General features: G+C 54.2%; 21 protein-coding genes. 9 read left to right on the forward strand and 12 right to left on the reverse strand.

What is annotated here, in order from left to right; genetic code table 11:
- Position 1 precedes the first annotated feature (1 nt).
- From fdx to pepB (G5193_RS01065), 3 genes are all read left to right on the forward strand, one after another.
- On the forward strand, positions 2–340 hold the full coding sequence (gene fdx / locus G5193_RS01055) for an ISC system 2Fe-2S type ferredoxin (RefSeq protein ID WP_005333808.1): 339 nt from the start codon (positions 2–4) through the stop codon (positions 338–340).
- 173 nt (positions 341–513) lie between these two features.
- Positions 514–1,818, forward strand: a complete 1,305-nt coding sequence (gene pepB / locus G5193_RS01060) for an aminopeptidase PepB (protein ID WP_421204722.1) — start codon at positions 514–516, stop codon at positions 1,816–1,818.
- Positions 1,815–3,098 (forward strand): aminopeptidase PepB, encoded by a 1,284-nt coding sequence (gene pepB / locus G5193_RS01065; RefSeq protein WP_421204723.1) that lies wholly within the window; start codon positions 1,815–1,817, stop codon positions 3,096–3,098. Before pepB (G5193_RS01060) ends, pepB (G5193_RS01065) begins: the two co-directional genes overlap by 4 nt.
- A gap of 145 nt (positions 3,099–3,243) precedes the next feature.
- Here the strand turns inward: pepB (G5193_RS01065) and G5193_RS01070 are convergent, their stop codons facing one another.
- On the reverse strand, positions 3,244–3,435 hold the full coding sequence (locus tag G5193_RS01070) for a YegP family protein (RefSeq protein WP_139433608.1): 192 nt from the start codon (positions 3,433–3,435) through the stop codon (positions 3,244–3,246).
- A gap of 282 nt (positions 3,436–3,717) precedes the next feature.
- Between G5193_RS01070 and G5193_RS01075 the strand changes: the two genes are divergently transcribed.
- On the forward strand, positions 3,718–4,125 hold the full coding sequence (locus tag G5193_RS01075) for an H-NS family nucleoid-associated regulatory protein (protein ID WP_421204724.1): 408 nt from the start codon (positions 3,718–3,720) through the stop codon (positions 4,123–4,125).
- A gap of 1,006 nt (positions 4,126–5,131) precedes the next feature.
- Here G5193_RS01075 and G5193_RS01080 read toward each other — a convergent pair.
- From G5193_RS01080 to G5193_RS01130, 11 genes are all read right to left on the reverse strand, one after another.
- A complete protein-coding gene (locus tag G5193_RS01080; RefSeq protein WP_421204725.1) occupies positions 5,132–6,241 on the reverse strand; it encodes a hypothetical protein in 1,110 nt (369 codons plus the stop codon).
- Positions 6,242–6,243: 2 nt separating this feature from the next.
- Positions 6,244–7,524, reverse strand: coding sequence for a hypothetical protein (locus tag G5193_RS01085; protein WP_408831729.1), 1,281 nt, complete (start codon positions 7,522–7,524; stop codon positions 6,244–6,246).
- A 331-nt stretch (positions 7,525–7,855) separates the two neighbouring features.
- Complete coding sequence (locus G5193_RS01090) at positions 7,856–9,889, reverse strand: replication endonuclease (protein WP_421204726.1); 2,034 nt, start codon at positions 9,887–9,889, stop codon at positions 7,856–7,858.
- Entirely contained in the window at positions 9,886–10,149 is a 264-nt protein-coding gene (locus G5193_RS01095) for a hypothetical protein (protein WP_421204727.1), read from the reverse strand. The genes G5193_RS01090 and G5193_RS01095 overlap by 4 nt, the downstream gene beginning before the upstream one ends.
- Before the next feature lie 245 nt (positions 10,150–10,394).
- Positions 10,395–11,108, reverse strand: a complete 714-nt coding sequence (locus G5193_RS01100; protein ID WP_421204728.1) for a hypothetical protein — start codon at positions 11,106–11,108, stop codon at positions 10,395–10,397.
- Positions 11,109–11,112: 4 nt separating this feature from the next.
- On the reverse strand, positions 11,113–12,078 hold the full coding sequence (locus tag G5193_RS01105) for a P2 family phage major capsid protein (RefSeq protein WP_421204729.1): 966 nt from the start codon (positions 12,076–12,078) through the stop codon (positions 11,113–11,115).
- 12 nt (positions 12,079–12,090) lie between these two features.
- Positions 12,091–12,720, reverse strand: coding sequence for a GPO family capsid scaffolding protein (locus tag G5193_RS01110; RefSeq protein WP_421204730.1), 630 nt, complete (start codon positions 12,718–12,720; stop codon positions 12,091–12,093).
- Complete coding sequence (locus G5193_RS01115; RefSeq protein ID WP_421204731.1) at positions 12,717–13,037, reverse strand: ogr/Delta-like zinc finger family protein; 321 nt, start codon at positions 13,035–13,037, stop codon at positions 12,717–12,719. Before G5193_RS01115 ends, G5193_RS01110 begins: the two co-directional genes overlap by 4 nt.
- The gene (locus G5193_RS01120; protein WP_058057189.1) at positions 13,028–13,228 is read right to left on the reverse strand and encodes a hypothetical protein; all 201 of its coding nucleotides are present in this window, start codon (positions 13,226–13,228) and stop codon (positions 13,028–13,030) included. The genes G5193_RS01115 and G5193_RS01120 overlap by 10 nt, the downstream gene beginning before the upstream one ends.
- A complete protein-coding gene (locus G5193_RS01125) occupies positions 13,225–13,470 on the reverse strand; it encodes a hypothetical protein (RefSeq protein ID WP_139463340.1) in 246 nt (81 codons plus the stop codon). The genes G5193_RS01120 and G5193_RS01125 overlap by 4 nt, the downstream gene beginning before the upstream one ends.
- Positions 13,467–13,796, reverse strand: a complete 330-nt coding sequence (locus G5193_RS01130) for a Cox family DNA-binding protein (RefSeq protein ID WP_206665087.1) — start codon at positions 13,794–13,796, stop codon at positions 13,467–13,469. The genes G5193_RS01125 and G5193_RS01130 overlap by 4 nt, the downstream gene beginning before the upstream one ends.
- 482 nt (positions 13,797–14,278) lie before the next feature.
- Here G5193_RS01130 and G5193_RS01135 point away from each other — a divergent pair, with 482 nt between their 5' ends.
- The 5 genes from G5193_RS01135 (at position 14,279) to rodZ (ending at position 19,094) form a co-directional block, all read left to right on the forward strand.
- Positions 14,279–15,265, forward strand: a complete 987-nt coding sequence (locus G5193_RS01135; RefSeq protein ID WP_421204732.1) for a phage integrase — start codon at positions 14,279–14,281, stop codon at positions 15,263–15,265.
- 365 nt (positions 15,266–15,630) lie between these two features.
- On the forward strand, positions 15,631–16,059 hold the full coding sequence (gene ndk / locus G5193_RS01140) for a nucleoside-diphosphate kinase (RefSeq protein WP_005333805.1): 429 nt from the start codon (positions 15,631–15,633) through the stop codon (positions 16,057–16,059).
- 167 nt (positions 16,060–16,226) lie between these two features.
- A complete protein-coding gene (locus tag G5193_RS01145) occupies positions 16,227–17,330 on the forward strand; it encodes a bifunctional tRNA (adenosine(37)-C2)-methyltransferase TrmG/ribosomal RNA large subunit methyltransferase RlmN (RefSeq protein WP_005344856.1) in 1,104 nt (367 codons plus the stop codon).
- A gap of 11 nt (positions 17,331–17,341) precedes the next feature.
- Positions 17,342–18,133 carry a type IV pilus biogenesis/stability protein PilW gene (gene tapF / locus G5193_RS01150; RefSeq protein WP_216953941.1) on the forward strand — a complete coding sequence of 264 codons (792 nt, stop codon included), beginning with the start codon at positions 17,342–17,344 and terminating at the stop codon, positions 18,131–18,133.
- Positions 18,123–19,094 carry a cytoskeleton protein RodZ gene (rodZ, locus tag G5193_RS01155; RefSeq protein WP_227340755.1) on the forward strand — a complete coding sequence of 324 codons (972 nt, stop codon included), beginning with the start codon at positions 18,123–18,125 and terminating at the stop codon, positions 19,092–19,094. Before tapF ends, rodZ begins: the two co-directional genes overlap by 11 nt.
- Positions 19,095–19,098 lie beyond the last annotated feature (4 nt).

Raw genomic sequence — 19,098 nt, forward strand, 5'->3', positions numbered from 1 at the left:
TATGCCAAAACTGATCATTCTTCCTCATCCCGTACTCTGTCCGGATGGCGCCGCCCTCGAGGGGCAAAGCGGCGAGACCATTCTGGATGTGGCGCTGCGCAACGGTATCGAAATCGAGCACGCCTGCGAGAAATCCTGTGCCTGCACCACCTGCCACTGCGTGGTGCGCGAGGGCTTTGACTCGCTCGAGCCAAGTGACGAGCTGGAAGACGACATGCTGGACAAGGCGTGGGGGTTGGAGCCGGAATCGCGCCTCAGCTGCCAGGCAAAACTGGCGGACGAGGATCTGGTGGTGGAACTGCCCAAGTACACCCTGAACCTTGCCTCTGAACGCCATTAATTACACATGAGTGAATTGCACGTGCAGCATCCTGTGGTGCTTCAGTGATATGGTGGAAGGCCGTGACCCTCGGGGGCACGGCCTTTTTTGTATTCGTTATTCTCTCTTTGCCAATAAGCTCTTTCCCATAAAGAGTGCTTATACATAGTGCCAGTAAAAAGGAAGCAAACACGATGGCTGACATGATGAAGGTAGCGTTATCCACCCAGGCTGCGGCCACCTATTGGGGCGAGGGCGCCCAGCTCAGTTTCAATGGCGACGAGGCACTGATCCATCTCGGTGCCGCCGGTCAGGAGAAGGATGTTCTGCGCACCGTTCAGCGTGCCGCCCGTCGCCTCGAATCGAGCGGGATCAAGCGGGTGACGCTGGTCGGTAAAGGCTGGGATCTGGAGCGTCGCTATGCGTTCGCCCAGGGGTTCTACGCCGCCAAGGGAGCGCGTGAACTGGATTTTGGCCAGCAGAGCGACGCGGAAGCCCGTGAACTGGATGCGCTGCTCAAGGCGGCTCGCTGGGTACGTGACATCACCAATGGCTGTCCGGAAGAGATCTACCCCATGAGTCTGGCGGAATCGGCCCTGTTGCTCATTCGTGGTCTGGCCGGGGATCAGGTTACAGCCCGCATCACCGCCGGTGAAGCGCTGCGCGAGTCCGGCCATATCGGGATCTGGTCGGTTGGCCGTGGTAGCGAGCGCGAGCCGGTGCTGCTTGAGCTTGACTACAACCCGACCGGTGATCGCAATGCGCCCGTGGTGGCGGCGCTGGTGGGCAAGGGGATCACTTTTGATTCTGGCGGCTACTCCATGAAGTCCTCTGACAACATGCTGCCGATGAAGTCCGACATGGGCGGCGCGGCCATGGTGACCGGTGCGCTGGCGCTGGCTATCAGCCGCGGTCTGAACCAGCGGGTGAAGCTCATTCTCTGCTGCGCCGAGAACCTGGTCTCCGGCCACGCCTTCAAGCTGGGCGACATCCTTACCTACAAGAACGGGGTTTCGGTCGAGATCCAGAACACCGATGCGGAAGGGCGTCTGGTGCTGGCCGATGGCCTGATGGCGGCCTCCGACAGCGGTGCGGCTTATATCCTTGACGCAGCCACCCTGACCGGCGCCGCCAAGATGGCGCTGGGGCGCGACTACAATGCGGTGTTTGCCCTCGATGAGACCGAACAACTGCGTGCGCTGGCCGCCGCCAAGGTGGAAAACGAACAGGCGTGGGCGCTGCCGCTGGAACCCTGGCATGCCAGCCAGCTCACCTCGGCCTTTGCCGATCTGGGCAACGTCGCCTCGGCAGAAGGCACGGCCGGTGCCACCACGGCTGCTGCGTTTCTCTCCCGTTTCGTACGTGATGAGGGCAGGGGTTGGGTGCACCTGGATCTGGCGGCCTCCTATCAGAAATCGGGCAATGATCTCTGGGCGACCGGCGCCAAGGGGCACGGTCTGCGTACCATCGCCCGCTGGCTGCAGGAGGTGACCGCATGAATGTCTGGCTGAGTCGTGAATTTGCACCGGCCGAGTGGGGGGAGGGGGCGCTGCTCTCTCACCGCGCCGACGGCATGGTGATCCATCTGGTGACGGCCAATCCGCTGCTCGATATCCAGCAGGCGGCCCGTCGCCTCTGCCAGCAGGGGATCCAGAAAGTGACCCTGGCTGGTCACTGGGAGCGTGAACAGCAGTGGGCTTTTGCCCAAGGGCTGCAAACCCCCAAGGCGGAGGTGCAACTGCAGTGGGCCATGTCCTCGGAAGAGGACAGAGAGGAGCTGGAAGCGCGTTGGCTCTGCGGCCGCTGGGTGCGCGAGATGACCAATGCCACCCCGGAGCAGTTGGGCCCGCTGGAGCTGGCGGTGGAAGCGGCCTCCTTTATTACCGAGCTGGCGCCGGACAAGGTGAGTCATCGCATTTTGAAAGGCGAAGCGCTGCAACAGGCGGGCTGGGTCGGCCTCTATCAGGTGGGCCGCGGCAGTGCGCGCGAACCGGTATTGCTGGAGCTCGACTTCAACCCGGTGCGTGACCCCAAGGCGCCGGTAGCGGCAGCGCTGGTGGGCAAGGGGATCACCTTTGACTCCGGCGGCTACTCCATGAAGAGCTCCGAGGGGATGCTCACCATGAAGTGCGACATGGGGGGGGCGGCGATTGTCACCGGTGCGCTGGCGCTGGCCATGCTGCGCGGGCTCGACAAGCGGGTGAAGCTGATCCTCTGCTGCGCCGAGAACCTGGTCTCCGGCCACGCCTACAAGCTGGGCGACATCCTCACCTACAAGAACGGCACCACGGTCGAGATTGTGAATACCGATGCCGAGGGACGGCTGGTGCTGGCCGACGGCCTGCAACTGGCGAGCGAGTCCGGTGCACCGCTGATCATCGATGCCGCGACCCTGACCGGCGCAGCCGTGATGGCGCTGGGTGGGCGCTACAATGCCCTGTTTGGCCTCGACAAAGGGCTGGTAAGCCGGGCCATGACCTATGCCGATGCCGAGCATGAGCCAGCCTGGCCGCTGCCGCTGGAGCCCTGGCACCGCCAGCAGTGCCCTTCCCATTACGCCGACACGGCCAACAGCCGTCCGGTGAAGGGGGGCGGGCCGGGTGGCGCCTCCAACGCGGCGGGTTTCCTCTCCCGTTTCGTTGCCAACGAAGGGATGGGCTGGTTGCATATCGATCTGGCCGCCTGCTTCAGTGACAACGGCGATGCCCTCTGGGCGCCGGGAGCCAATACTCTGGGGATGCGCACAATAGCGCGGGCCTTGCTGGCGGAAGCCAAATAGGCGAGACAAGGCACCTTCGGGTGCGTTTAAAAAATGATGTAAGCATATGAAACAAAAGGATTTGTTTCATTCAGTGTCCACACGTTGACCACATCGACTAAAAAGCCCCAGCTTGCTGGGGCTTTCACGTTCATATCTTGCAAGCTCAGACATCCGTTTTATCGCGAATATCCGTAGTGGTGCCATTGGTTTGCACGGACTTGATGCCGTTCTTGGCGCCATCTTTGGAAGCATACATTTCACTTGTAGCGATAGGCTCGCCATTCGCAGCATGCAGCACAAAGTAAAATGGTTGATCTGTCGCTTTTTTAGATTTGTGAATTACGTAATAACCCATGCTCAACTCCTTTGATTACCATGCGGGATTACATGGTTGCTAAATAACATACTCTTGCTGGTTGATTATTCAACAAGAAATGGGCGCCAGTTGAGGTTCAAAGGTATGCCTACTGCCGCGCTTCGCTTGCCTCCCAACGAATAGGCAAGATGGAAAGTCATCATCTTTCCTATTCTTTGGGCCATTTATTTATCCGAATGAATTAGTTTTATACCTCAGATCTCTTTGTGATATGTTCCTCGTGGAGTTGATGTTCCATACCTGTCATTTAATGAGGACGCCATGAACGAATTTCTTAAAACATTACTGAACATCCGTAGCCTCCGTGTAGCTTTACGTGACTTGTCATTTGAGCAGCTGGAGGAAGTTAAAGGTAAATTTGACCAAGTATATGCGGAGTTTTTTGCCGCAACTGAACAAGAGCGAGCTGCACAAGCGGAGCATCAACGTAAGTTGGCAGAATTTTCTGAAATGTTGAAGGTCGCAGGAATAGACCCTCGTGACTTGGTAGGTAATGCAGCCCAATCTACCAGTGCGGAGAAGGGTAAGAGCAAGCGAGCACCACGCCCACCAAAGTACAAGTATCAAGAAGATGGGCAGGAAAAGACTTGGACTGGTCAGGGGCGCATGCCTAAAGCAATCGCCGAGCAGATAGCACAAGGCAAAAGCCTAGAACAGTTCGCCATCTAAAAGAAACCGCCGAAAGGCGGTTTTTTTCTATCTATTTCGTCGGTGTTTATAATATAGCGTCACAAACATTATTGATAGAACCATGCAACAGGGTGATAGGCAATAGAGAATGAAGTCGATAAAGTGCGCCGCATAGGTTTCACCTACATAGCTTCCTGCTAAGATATACTCTGAATATATTGAAAATAATGGTTTTGCAACTGTGATTATTGCTAGCGAAACCACCATGCCAAACAGAGCTAAGGTGATAAGCGCACGAGTCATCATGATGCCTTCCAGTGTTTGAATTCTATAGATTCGATACTACCTCTATCGACATGAGTGTTTCAATTTTACAGTTTTTCATTTTGCTTTGATTGCTTGCAATGCATTGAAAGCTAAGTGAAATTTTCGGTTTGAAAAACCATGCCCTAAGCACATCACCACAGTGAGATTCCCACGGAAAACTGACAAAAGTCTTTTAAAACAATGCGTTGCGAGTTTTGTGTTGCTCATTCGGGTGAGCTAAAAACTGTAATTCACTGAAAAAAATTTCACTAATTTCAGTTTGATTTTTAACCGTAAGGCCCAGAGCTGGCGGGCTCTGGGCCTATGGTTTTGCTGTACTCTATTTTTGCAAAAAATTTGCTACACGAGGCCCGCAGGCGGGAGCGGATGAGCGCGGATTCCGTGACGTAACTCCGTCCGTGGCTCTTACTGCTGGCCTAGACGCTGTGTGGAGGTATGTATGCTCTGGGTTCGGCTGTGGGGTCTCTGAGTAGCTCTGCAGGGTGTTGTTGATGATACAGATTCAACTACTTCGCACATTCATACCGCCCTATTTTTCAAGAGCTAGGTCTTTGCAAAATGGATGATTTTTACAACACGTAGGCGGGAGCGGATGAGCGCGGATTTCGTGATGGTACTGTGTCGTTGAATGTTGCTTAGGGTAGGCAAGATGAAGGCATGCAGGTGATAACTAGAAATTATAAAGCAGGTGCTAGATTAATCTGGCACCTGCTTTAGTTTACTCAGTAACTGAGTCATCAATTGTCATCAATATTTCCTTCACATTTTCATGTAAATCTTTTGGCAAACCTGTAGCTCGGTGAAGATAATTTGATGATGCGATTATAAACTGTTTGATTCTATTCGATTGATTTATTTTTTGTCGCAAACGAACATCAATTTCATATTCTATTGTAGAGAGACAGCGTAGTGAAAGCTCTCTACATGGAAGCAATGCTTCTCTTAACTCAGAGTGTGCATCAATAAAGCCTCTTGATACCTGAACAAAGTCAGTCCAACCGGGTAACTCTAACTCACCTCTTTTGACCCCTGATATATCTAAGACAGCATTTTTTAAATCCCTTCTCTGAATATAGCTTTCGCGTCCACCCCATATATAATAACGGAGAGTTTTTTCGTAAGATGCTAAAGACATGTCTTGATCATACACATCTGACATTTGGGATGACACTGGGCTCATGACTAAAATAAAACTTAGGATGAGAGAGAAATAAATTGCCATATGTTCTGCTTTAGCAGGGTCGATCTCACCTTTATGTGCTCTTATAATGCCAATTAACTCTCTAAGAGACTTCGCGTTATCCTTTTCTAAGGGAAGTTTGGAGTTAATATATTCACCTAAGTTTTTTAAATTATCATTTTTTTCAAAGGATGAATAAAGAAGATGCCAAGTTGAAATTTTTGAGGAATATGATAGGGTATCCAAGTAATTGATGTTGGATGTTTGCGCGTATGAATCAAAATCTTGCTCTTGAAACAAATGAACCTTTAGCGATTTTGCGCTAACTCGATGAGCTTCAGATGCCTTTTTACCTAGTATTACATATGCTTCATCACATCCAGTAAATGCCATGACGCCGGCAGCCCAGAATGCGCGGTTTATAGCACTCATTTTTCCTACAGTTTTACAGTCAAACAGTGTTTTCCTAATTACCCCACGACGTGAAACTTCCACACCAAGAACATCAAGGTCAGTTATAACGGTTTTAATGTCTGTTATTTCTCTGACATTATTTACAATGACTTCAAGATAAGGGAGTATTCCATTTGACATGCAATATCGAATAGCTTTTTCTTTCTGAACTGTGTCTTTATCTAAAGCTGCCATATTTAAAAATCCAGGTTCAAGAGAAGTTGATCCATATCATGTTTTGCCTCTTCTGCTATTTGAACTTGTTTCCTCTTCCTCATTTCAGCAGCGGAAATTATAGATTGAACATATGTTTCATCTTTTGAGAAAGCAATTTTCGCTTCTTTATTAACCTCTAGGTTGGCAAGTTCACCAGTTTCTAATAGTTTAATTGCAATGTCTAAAGCTTGGATGTTTTCTGCTGATTGAATTAAAACTAGTTTACATCGACCATTACCGGTTGGGTCAAGGAAGGCAACTTTCATGAACACAAGATTTTTATACTGTTCACTTGCTTCTGAGTTACTATTTAGATAGCCCTTTCCTCTCAGACTCCTCAATATTGCTAAAGGAGAATGAATTCTGAATTGCTCGGGCATTAATTGTCCTTTTCGAACACAGGATACCAAAGCCATAGCCCTCTCATAAATTTCTCTATTTGTGGCATTTAATCTGACCGACCCGGGGTTAGGAGTGAAAATAAACTGTTCTGATCGATTTTTTCCAAAGTTAATTGATGGCGGTTTTAATATACCTTCAGATGCCATTGCATCAATAAGGGATAGTTCAACTAAATCCAATTTCTGACCACCTATTTCTTGGTTTTTAACAACCATAGAGAGTGGCCATCCTTGGTTTGCTTTTAACTTTTTTAAAACCTTTGATATGTTTCCCGAACCTGATTTAGCCGTTAAGTCTGCTAACCCATCTAAATTGTCAGCAAAATAGTATGGGCTTAATATTATTTCTTTTCCTCTGGCCTTGTGAGTTCTAATTAACCCACCGACCTCACTGTATTTAAAACAATGCTCAATTATAGATTTGTCAGCTGAAATTTCATTTATGATTTTTTGTTTACTTTCTGGTTTGTTGTAGACCTGATTTAAAATACCTAACATTGCCATTTCACTTTCATTTAAATCATCATTATCTGCGAATTCACCAATTCTTTCATATATGCTTCCAAAGTGGGGTATTTTAGGGATTATTGATTTTATTCTTCGTTTTGTTCCCATGACATCAATAAAACCCAATTCGTCCAAAATATCTATTACCTTGTCTAAGGCCATGGATGGAACTTTAAAATAATGAAACGATGCAAGCTTTAACGTTTCATATGGTATTTCTCCAAGCCCTCTAATATGAACTGCTAGTGTGGCTGCCATGCCAAGAGTTTTAAGGAAGTCAAGTTCTGGAGTTTCATAATCACCTAAAGCACTATGTAAATCATAGGAAAATTCAGCGATCTTGGTTTTATTCATTTTTATCCACATCCCAGCCCAATTTCATAAATATGAAAAGGATTCTATTTACACTGCATAAATGTTGTGATTGAGATCACAAAGCTCATGTGTGTTGTCATGAGAATCCTTCACTCTCGATAGTTATTAATATTGTTTTGCATGCACATAAGCAAGTCATTTGTGTTGGCTATGTAGGTGAGAGGTGCTGTTTTATATGCTGTGTATTATGTATTTTAACTGTATAAAGCTACCGTCATGACTAATGATAATGATGCTTCGAATCCCAGATGGGATGCATCATCCTTTAATCTAGAAAAGTACTCATGTTTTGTTTCACTCTGTGCATATCTTAAGTGCCCGTACAGTTATTGCCAGAGCTCCAAGGAGCGCAGCTGGCGCTGCTTGAGGGCAACTCGCTAGGCTCGCCTAACCCTGCTTCGCTGCGCTCGCTCAACCCCTCCACCGTGCCCGCAGCGGGCGTCTCTGCCACCTTGCGGCGCAGCACCCAACCATCAAGTCGGGTTGCCTTGATGGTCTCGCCAGCGGCCACACCGACCAGCCGGATCACATCTTCCCCGTACTTGTTCTTTGCGTGGTCTATCAGGTGATGCAGCCGCACAGGCCGCGCATCCCGTGGACAGACTGGGCCGCCCATGGAGTAGGTAAACTCTTTCCAGTTCGCGGCATCGGCATAGCGGCGGCACTCTTCCATGATCTCGCTGGCCAGCGGTGAAACCGTCCGGCCTTCCTGCTCTTGTGCTCGCCCGGGCAGTCGGCGCAGTTCCCGCCACACACTGACTGGCGGCCCGCCCAACTGCTGAAACTGGCGAATGCCCCACAGCGAGGCCCACGCCCTGACACGTCTTGCCCCTTCGCTGGCCGTGGTCTCGGCCTCTAGGTCGCCTTCATCACCTATCTGGTGGCCGTCAATGTTCTTGGCGATGTATTTCACGATGTAGCCCACCGCGCCCCCTTTGGCTGGATCCATCACTTTCCAGTCAAAGCGGGGCGTGATGTCGCTATAGGGTCGTTTGGTCTGGGGGTGGCGCTTGCGCTCAAGGTCTGCTCGGTCATGGCTCAGGGCATAGCGTTGCATGGTGCTTATCAGCTCATGCTGCTGGTCAGGGCGCACAAACAGCAACAGGTGCCAGTGCGGGGTGCCATCGTGATGGGGCTCGACCACCCGAAAGCCGAAATACTCGATATCACGGCGCGCCAGAGCGGCGCGGCAGCGCTTCCAGAGGGTGCCTAAATAGTTGTTGGTATCGCGTGGGGTGTGGCCAAGGTACTTGGGATTTTCCGTAGTGCGGGCTGCTTTGCCGTGGCCTTGCGGGGTGGTTTTCCATGGATGGTATTGGCTTGGGGCCGTCCATGTGAAAAAGAGGCCGATATAACCCATTTCGTCCGCTGCATCGGAAAAGCCCCGCGCCCTGACCACCAGTTCATCACGGCGGTTGGCGGGGTTGGCGATGGAGCTGGCCACGGCATCGGCCAATGACAGGGTGATATCGTGCTCTTCGTTGTAAACCTCCATGCTGTTAAGCCACTGTTCGGCAGCCCGCAGCCGCTCATTGAAGGCGCGCAGGGCAAAGCTGGAGACGTAGGGCGAGACCCCGCGCCGCACCTTGCCCAGCAGGATGGCGCAGTGCTCCCGATACTGCTCCCAGAGCTTGCGCAGTTTGCGCTCCCACCACTGCGGGTCTAACCAGCGGATAAGGTGGGCCGCGATGAAGGTGTCGCGCCGCTCGGCGCTTTTGAAGCTGGGCAGGAGGGGCAGGAAGCCCCACGGCTTGAGGGGCTGACCACAGACCCGCCAGAGGTAGGTCGCGGGGACTTGGTTTGTATTGCCGTTGGTAGCGATGTCGAGCAGGCGCTGCACCCGCTCCACGTAGTTCATGGCCAGCTGCTCGCGGCGCTCTTTGCGCTGCAACAGTTCCAGCCGCTCGGGCAGGTCGGCTTGTACCTGCCGAAAGACTTTTACCCTGTCCGAGAGCCAGAGGTTGGCCGCTTTGCAGCTGACCCCCTTGAGCACATCGGGGACACGGCGGGCGCAGTACCCCGCGAACAGCTCGCTAATCAGTTCATCGGGCAGCTGTACCGCGCCACCTTGGCCGCGCTGGATAGAGAACATCAAGAGGTCGAGCGACCAATCAAGGTCGTACACACCGCGCCCCGTCTTGAAGTAGGAGCGGATGCACTCTTCATCGGCGGGCGTGGTGATGGTGCGCTGGCTGGCGGGTGTGCGGGCCATGTCGAGGGGATAGAAGGGCTGGCGCTGCTGGCGAAGGATGGCGACCATCCGTTTGAGGTTGGCGCGCAGGAGGGCGGCAGAGGGCTGGCGGCGGCGCTGGCCCTTGCTGGCAAATGGGGAGGGGGTTTTCATGCCTGACCCCCTGCGTATGTCTGCTGGGCGTGCGTGTGGGCATGGTGCAAGGTGGCGCGGGCCAAGCGGCATTGTGCCAACAGCGTCCGCGCAAGGTGGCGGTCATGGGTGCCACTGACGCGGCGCACGATGCGCAGGCGGGCAAGGCGGGCTTGCAGGCGATAGAGGCGAAGATAATCTTGGCGTTGGGACTCGGCCCAGAATGCGGAAAAAGCGAGTCCCTCCGCTTGCTGGGCGGCATTGAATTTGATAGTGTTCATAGGCTATCTCTTGTCGTGCTTGATATGGGTTAGCTAAGGGGAGCCCTCCACGGCTCCCTTTGTCTTTTCTGGCGTTTAGTCCTCCTCTGTTTTTCCCTTCGCGTCTCCTTGTCTCGCCTGACGGCGCTATCTGGCTATTTGTCCGGCGTGTTCGGCTTTGCTACAGTGCGCCCGCTCGCTCTGTTGTGATAAGCGTGTGAGCACAGGGGGGAGCCGGAATCGGCTCCCTTCTTCATTTGGCGGGGTTACTCCTCCAGCTCCCGTTGCAGGCATTGGCGTTTGCCCGGACTGTCACACAGGGCCAGCAGGTCGGCGCACTGGGGGCGGGTTGAGGTGACGAGCGCCTGACGGGCGGCGGGGCTGTCACCCTCCAGCGCCACCTGCTCGCCGTTCATTGCCTCTTTGAGGGCCGAACCCAATTCGTTCAGCGCCCAGCGGCGCGCACCTTCCAGCCCGATGATGCAGCCCTTGGCGTGGGTCAGGGCCGCCAGTTCGGCCAGCTGCTGCTTTAGGTTGGGCAAGATGGCGGGGGCCAGTTTGTGGTCGAGGTAGCTTTCATAACATCCGGCGACCATGCTCTGGGCGCTGTTCACCGCCAGCTGGGTCTGATAGAGCGGTAATGCCAAGCGCTTCTCCTGACACTCCGACAAGCTGGCTGCCGCCTTGGCATCCTCCAGCAGTTCGGTCAGCTCGCGGTACTCTCGCGCTGCTTCCAGTGACACCACCCCGCCCATCAGCTGGTTAATCCGCCCTTGGCGCAGCTCCTCGCGGCGCGCCTTGGCGGGCGGGATTTGCGCCATCAGGTTTTTGCGCTGCTCGCGCAAGGTCAATATCTCTTGGTCGAGCTCCATCAGCTTGCGGTGTTCGCTTTGAAACAGGGCCACGTGTTCATCCAGTCGGCTGGCTCGGGTCGCAGCGGGGGCAGTCGGCACGGCCTGCAAGGTGGGGGTCTGTTGCATGGGGTTACTCCTCGGTAGCAAGGGTGATGGCATCAAAAGCGGCGTAGGCGGTCGGCTCGCCCAAGGCGTAGGTCTGGGCGCGGTTGTAGCGAATGCCCCAGCTGGCCAAGTCGTCAATGTCGCCCGCCGTGAGTCGGTGGGTGTGGTTGACGGTGAGCACTTGCAGGTTCTCGACCAGCGTGATGGCCAGATAGGTGCTCGGCATGTGTTGATGCGAGACAAAGCCCAAGTCCGCAATCTTCATGCGCTGGGTTTTATCTCGCACCTGTCCGGCCTTGAGGTGGGCTTTCTGGTGAGCGCGCAGCAGGTCGCCGCCGACCATCACTACCAAGCGCGGGTCTTGGCGGTACGCCTCGGGCAGCTTCTTAATCAGGGCATAGACCATGCTGTCGAGGTCGGAGAAATCGCCCTTGCCGCTGGTTGAGAAGGTGACCGCATCGCGCAGCACCCGCAGCCCCTCGGGGTCAGCCGCCTTGGCCAAGGAGGGCCAGCCCACCATCACATCCTCCCCGTTGGGGTTGGCGACAGGGTCGGTATTGACGGCAGCAGACTGGCCATGGAAACCGACCCGTATCAGGTCATCACCAAAGGCCGCCAAGGCCAGCTCTTCGAGCAGGTTGTTGGCTTGGCGCTGGTCGAGCCCTTCCAGCATCTGGGCCAGCTGTTGCCATGTCCAGATAACGCTGCTGTCCATCTCTTCGTATTGGTGAGCCCGTTTGCTCGGCTTGGCCGGAACCATGAAACGCGCTTGCGCCTTGCGGCCACTGCGCAGGGTTGGCTTGAGCGGGTCAAAGCGCGGGGCGTGCGGGTCATCCACCCCCAAGATAGAGACCATCCACAGGAACGGGACGGCCTGCAAAATGGCCGCCGTCAGGGCCATACTGGTGACGTTGTCAAGGTTGCCGAAACTGGGTTGCGGCGCGGGGGCAAAGCTCATGCGCACATCGCGCAGCAGGTCAGATAAGGTCATCAGAAAGGCTCCTTAGTAGAGGCGGTAGGTGTTGGCAGAGTCGGGGTTATCACGGCGGCCAGCAGTGGGCGGGTCTGGTGGGCAGGGCATCATGCTGTCTAGCTTTTGGTTTAGGCGCTCAAGCCCTGACGCCAAGGTTTCCATCTGCTTGAACATGCGGTCAGGGTCGGGTGTCCGGTTCACCTGCTTGGTGGGGACGGGCACAGGCAAAGAGGCAGGCACCAAGAGCGGGCGCGCCTCGGGCCGCTTGGCACTAAATTGCAGTTGGGTCAGCCCTGTGATGGTCGGCTGGTCGGTGACAGAGACCCCCGCCAGATACCACTGGCTGGTGCCTGCAAAGTTCTTGGCCGCCTCAATGGTACAAAAGCCGTGACTGCCGCTGATGTTGAGGTCAATCAGCTCAAGGGTCGGGCAAAGTATCGCCATCAGCTTGAGCTGGCCCGCTTCTTCCTGCACCTTCAACGCATCCACTGACCCAAGCGGGCGAGTGCGCACCCCCTCCGGCCAGAGCCTCGCGGTATAGAAACGCGGGTCGTATACCTCGGCCATCTGGCGCAGACACTCGGGGGTAATGGTGCGGCCATCCAGTGTTGGCCCCGCCGTGGCGATGCACACCCAGCCAGTTTTGACTTGGCTACTCATACCACCCTCCGCAGTGTAACCACCGGCTTTTCGCGCTCTTGCGCGGCCAGTATGTCGAGTTGCTGCTGCCGCTCGTTCACGCTCTTGCAAAGGGAGCCGTGCGCCTCGGGCGACAGTCCTTGCGCCAGCGTGATGGCCATCGTAGTGGCTTTCTTGGCCGAGGGGCTCAAGGTGTGGCTATAGGCCAGCGTGGACACCCAAGAGTGACCACACTCGGCATCGGTACACTGGCAATAGAGATTGGCGACACCCGCCGTCAGGCGGTTGGTCTTGGTAATGCGGCCCAGCTGGCCGCACTCGGTGCACATCACGCGCATAGGTTCCCCCGAAGTGGCTGGACGGGTTGTGGCAGGTGCTGCCAGAGGGCGGCCCACGCCAAGGCGTTGGGCTGCTCAACGGCAACGAGATAATCAGGCAGGTGCAGGAAACGCTGGCAGGCAGGGCTGGCCAGCTTGCGGCGCTGGAGCCGCAGATTGCGCAATGCGCAGGGGATAGATAAGATGCTCATTGAATTCTTCCTTTCCTAAAAGCGAATTCACTAACCCCGCTTGGTGTGACAGCACCGTTAAGCGGGGTTTTTCTTTGCCCGTTGCCAAGGGTTTGCAAGAGGGCCAGCCTGCGTGACAGGCGTTGCGCCCGCAGGTCATGGCTGGCCTGTTGTTGGCGGCTGTTGACCTGCTCAACGGTCTCGCGCAGCAATTGCGCGCCCGCCATGTTCAGGGCCGCCTGTTCATCCCATTTCTGGCTCATGCCGGATTCCCCAGCCCCAGCCATGACAACCAGCCGTCACGGATTTCACGGGGGCGACTCTCGAAGGCCAGTTTCATGCCCTCATTCCATGCAGGCAGATAGATCCAGTACTCGGCGGGGGCGGTGGGGTTAAGGGGATTGCGCATCGGCACCACGGGCACCTTGCCTTTCTCAATCATCCCCCGCACTGCGCCCTTGGTCTTGCCTATCATCTTGGCGAAGACCTCCACGGGCACCGCATCGGAGGAGTTAATGATGGGTTCGAGCACCAGCGAGACGCGCGGGTCTGCTTCAAATGGCTGCTTGGTTTGGCTTGTTGCTGTCATCTGATATTCTCCCTTGTTGGCCCCAATGGGCCACAGTGGCTCATAGTGGTCAGTGGCTTAATGTAGACCGCTTGGTGGCTACATCTAGACGTTATGCTATTGGAGATTTACGCAACATGTCAATGAGCATTGGTGAGAAGTTGGTGTTAATTAGGAAGTCTGAATATATGACGAGGCAGCAGTTTTCAGATGTGACAGGGGTTCCTTTGGGGACTCTTCGTTTCTATGAAACAGGGCGTTCGGTACCCCCTACAGACGTCTCAATGAAAATGCTAAATCAGCCTCAATTTGCCAAATACATGCTTTGGTTTATGTCTGACAGGGTCGCTCCCGAATCCGGTCAAATAGCACCGGCGCTCGCACACTTTGGGCAAGAAAACGGGGACTCATCCCTCTCCGACCAGAAAATTGGCTAACGCTGCATGAGGCATTTCTTAACGAAATAGAAAGGTCTTGTTTGGGTTACATCGGAGGGCTTCGCAATGTCGATTAAGAAGCTCGATGATGGTCGTTATGAAGTGGACATGAGACCGCAGGGGCGCAACGGAAAGCGTATCCGGCGGAAGTTTGACAAGAAGCATGAAGCAACAGCGTTTGAGCGCTATGTGCTGGCAAATCAGCATGACAAGGCTTGGTTGGAAAAACCAAAGGATGCTCGACCACTAACTGAACTTATCAACCTGTGGTGGCTGTACCATGGACAAAACATGAAATGGGGGGCTCCCACTCTCAAGGCGCTGGAGCTAGTTGATCGGAAGATGGGTTATCCATGTGCGTTCCAGATTGATAACCATGCACTCACCGTTTTTAAGTCTCGCTCACTCAGTGAAGGCATCAAAGCATCAACCATTAATCGGCGTCTCATGTCACTCAGTGGCATGTTCAGTTTCTTGATTGATGCAGGTATGTATTACGCCGCAAATCCACTCAAGGGTATGAAAAAGCTCAAAGCTCAGCCAACAGCTATGAGCTATCTCTCCCAAAGTGAGATTAAAGCACTGTTGAAAAGACTGGATGGCGATAACAGAGAATTGGCCGTTTTGTGTTTGAGCACTGGAGCAAGGTGGAGTGAGGCCGCAGAACTGAGGGCGGAACATGTCATCAACCAACGAGTCATGTTTGTGGCAACTAAGAATGGCAAAACTCGGGTCGTGCCAATCTCTGAGGAGGTGTCGGAAAGGCTGGTGAACAAAAAGTCAGGGCGTCTCTTTCCAAACGCAGATTACCTAGCTGTCCGCCAAGTACTGAGAGAAATAAAACCTGACTTGCCACAAGGGCAAGCATCGCATGTTCTTAGGCACAGTTTTGCTACTCACTTCATGATCAATGGAGGAAACATCATTACCCTACAGCGCATTTTGGGGCATAGCACCATACAGCAAACAATGGCTTACGCGCACTTTGCGCCGGACTATTTGCAGGATGCTATTACTTTCAACCCATTGCGAGGAGGGGCTGGAATTGATTGACCACAGAGTGTCCACACCTAGGTTTGTTTTGAATGCCTTGAGCTTGTCTCAGTAGCACCTAAGTGATTGATTCCCCCGCGCACGCCAAGCGGCGCGGGGGCGACCAAATCACCTTCGGGTGCCTTTTTCATGCTGTTCGAATTGTGAACAAAAGATGGGGTTTTGGCGGCTTAAGGTAACTATCGTGCGCAAGCGCACATATTTTCCGGCTCTGCTCGGTCAAGATGAGTGTGGATGTTGATTGCAAGGGAGTGATGTTTAATAAAAAGTTGCTTGTTTGTGTGTTTTTCCGGTTTTTGTTTACGTATAATCGCCAGCGAACATGGATTCTAACAATAAAACTCTGTAGTTAAGGAAAGATATCAATGGCCATCGAACGTACCTTCTCTATCGTTAAACCGGATGCTGTCAGCAAGAACCTGATCGGTGCCATCTATAGCCGTTTCGAAAGCGCAGGCTTGAAAGTGGTGGCATCCAAAATGCTGCACATGAGCAGTGAACAGGCTGCCGGTTTCTATGCCGAGCATCAGGGCAAGCCTTTTTATGACAATCTGGTCAGCTTCATGACCTCTGGCCCTGTCATGGTGCAGGTGCTGGAAGGGGAAGACGCCATCCGTCGCAATCGCGAGATCATGGGTGCTACCAACCCGAAAGAGGCGCTGGCTGGTACCTTGCGTGCCTGTTATGCCGAGAGCATCGATCGCAACGCAGTGCATGGCTCTGATGCACCTGCATCCGCTGCCCGCGAAATTGCCTACTTCTTCTCTGACAACGAGATCTGCCCGCGCGGCTGATTTTTGTGGATGATGACCCAAGGGAGCCTCGGCTCCCTTTGTTGTTTTCGCCGTTTACGCAATATCCCTCTATTCTCCAGGTGGAAAGCCAGACCCATTATTTGTACAATGCCGCCCCCTGACGTCGTCAGCCAATAATTGATGAAGTGTTTGAACTGAGGCCATTGATGAGCGAAACAAAAATCAACCTGCTGGATCTTGATCGGGATGCCATGCGTGCCTTTTTCGTCGAACTGGGCGAGAAGCCATTCCGGGCAGATCAGGTCATGAAGTGGATCTATCACTTTGGGTGTGATGATTTCGATCAGATGACCAACGTCAACAAGGTGCTCAAAGAGCGCCTCAAGGCGATCGCCGAGATCAAGGCGCCCGAGATCAGCCGCGAGCAGCGCTCCGCGGATGGCACCATCAAGTGGGCTCTGCAGGTGGGCGATCAGGAGGTAGAGACCGTCTACATCCCGGAAGATGACCGCGCGACCCTCTGCGTCTCCTCTCAAGTTGGCTGTGCGCTGGAGTGCAAGTTCTGCTCCACGGCTCAACAAGGCTTCAACCGCAATCTGAAAGTCTCCGAGATCATCGGTCAGGTGTGGCGTGCGGCCCGCGTGGTCGGTGGCAAGCGTCCCATCACCAACGTGGTGATGATGGGGATGGGCGAGCCGCTGCTCAACCTCGCCAACGTGGTGCCCGCCATGCGTCTGATGATGGATGACTACGGCTTTGGCATCTCCAAGCGCCGGGTGACCATCTCCACCTCTGGCGTGGTACCTGCGCTGGACAAGCTGGGTGACCAGATCGACGTGGCGCTGGCTATCTCCCTGCACGCCCCGAACGACAAGTTGCGTTCAGAGATCATGCCGATCAACGACAAGTACAACATCGAGGAGTTCCTCGCCGGTGTCCGTCGTTACCTGGCCAAATCCAATGCCAACGGTGGTCGGGTGACCGTCGAATATGTGCTGCTCGATCATATCAATGACGATATGCAGCATGCTCACGAGCTGGCCAAGGTGCTCAAGGATACCCCGAGCAAGATCAACCTGATCCCGTTCAACCCCTTCCCGGGCAACCCTTATGGCAAGCCGAGCAATAGCCGTATCGATCGCTTCTCCAAGGTGCTGATGGAGTACGGTTTCACCGTGATTGTCCGCAAGACCCGTGGTGATGACATTGATGCCGCCTGTGGTCAGCTGGTGGGTGACGTGATTGACCGTACCAAGCGAACTATCAAAAATCGGATGCAACAGGATGGGATTTCCGTCAAAATGGTTTAAATGCTAAGCCATTGTATAGACAGGGAATGGATACACGTACATTGATCGTAGTGGCAGCGCTCTGCGCGCTGCCAGGCTGTGTGACCGAGACCACTTACGCTGGCCAGAACTCGACCCAGCGTGAAGTGGGTCCTGACCTCAAGGCGGCTGCCCAAACCCGCCTCGACCTGGGTATCCAGTACCTGCGTCAGGGCAATGCCGAGCAGGCCAAGTTCAATCTTGATCGCGCCCTCCAGTATGACCCCTCCAATCCTCAAGTGCAGATCGGTTTTGCCTACTTCTACCAGAGGGTGGGGGATTTCAAGGCGGCTGAAGAGCATTACAAGAACGCCCTTGCCATGGATCCGTCCAATGCTGACGCAATGAACAACTATGGCGCCTTCCTCTGTGATCGTGGCCGTTATGATGAGGCAGACAAGGCATTCAACCAGGCTGTTATTCAACCAGGCTATGTGAAGATTGCCGATACCTATGAAAATGCGGCACTTTGTGCCCTGCAAAATCGCAGAAATGATAAAGCAACCGAGTACTATCTCCTGGCCTTGGGGTATAATCCGGGCAATCCAAGGTTATTGCTGGACTTGGCCGAGCTTTCCATGAAAGATGGCAAGCTGCCTGATGTGCAGTCCTACCTCGCCCGTTTTGCCGATGTGTCAGACGAGAATGAGGAGAGTCTCTGGTTGAGACTCAGATTGGCACAGGCAATGGACAAGCCGGCATTACTTCACCAATTCGGGACTGAGCTGGTAAGGCAATATCCCACTTCGCAACAAGCCAAGCGTTATTTAGCCAATGACTATTGAACAGCCACACGATTTCCAACAAGACGATTCCCAGGCAGCAGGTCCAGGCCAGCTGCTGCGCAATGCCCGTGAACAGCTTGGCTGGACACGAGAACAGGTTGCGTCCCGCATTCACCTTCGTCTGACCCTGATCGCCGCCATCGAATCGGATACCTACGACAAACATACGTCCCATACCTTTATTCGGGGCTATCTGCGTACCTATGCCAAGTTGGTCGGGATCCCGGAAGAGACCATTCTGGCCGCTTACGACAAGCTGGGTCTGACTCCTCCCGACAATATCGACATGCAGAGCTTCTCCCGTCGCTCTCGCCAGCAAGCCAACGACAATCGGCTCAAGGTAGCCACCTGGCTGGTTATTCTGGTGTTGATTGCGCTCTCGGTCGCCTGGTGGTGGCAGAGTACTTCACGCCGCTCCGCCGGTGATGAAGCCCTGGCAGCTACCGAGATGAGTGCAACCGGTTCGACTCCGGCTGAACCGGCTATCACGCAGCCCGATGCGATCAACACCGCCCCGGTGGAAGGCGCTGCCATCGCACCTGCCGCCACTGACGTGACTGCCCCCGCGGTGGTCTCCGATGCGACTGCTACCCTGGCGCCTGCTTCTGCGGCTGTTGCCCCGACCGATGTCAGCGCGGCTGTCGGCACTGCGACCGATGCTGCGGTATCCGGCGCCAATGGCACCGAATCTGAAGAGGCTGTCGTTGATCCGGCGACTGCGCCGCAACTGAAGATGAGCTTCACCGCCGATTGCTGGCTGGATGTGAAGGATGCCAACGGCAAGACCCTGTTCAGTGGTCTGAAGAAGGCCAACGACGAGCTGGTGCTGGAAGGCGCCGAGCCCCTGAAGTTCATCATTGGCGCGCCCATGGCCGTCAAGCTTGACTACAAGGGTCAGTCGTTTGATATGAGCCGTTACAACAACGGTCGTACAGCCCGCTTCTCACTGCCGCAGGAGTAATCTG

The sequence above is a fragment of the Aeromonas sp. 601027 genome (assembly GCF_049174455.1).
Taxonomy (GTDB): Bacteria; Pseudomonadota; Gammaproteobacteria; order Enterobacterales; family Aeromonadaceae; genus Aeromonas; species Aeromonas veronii_A.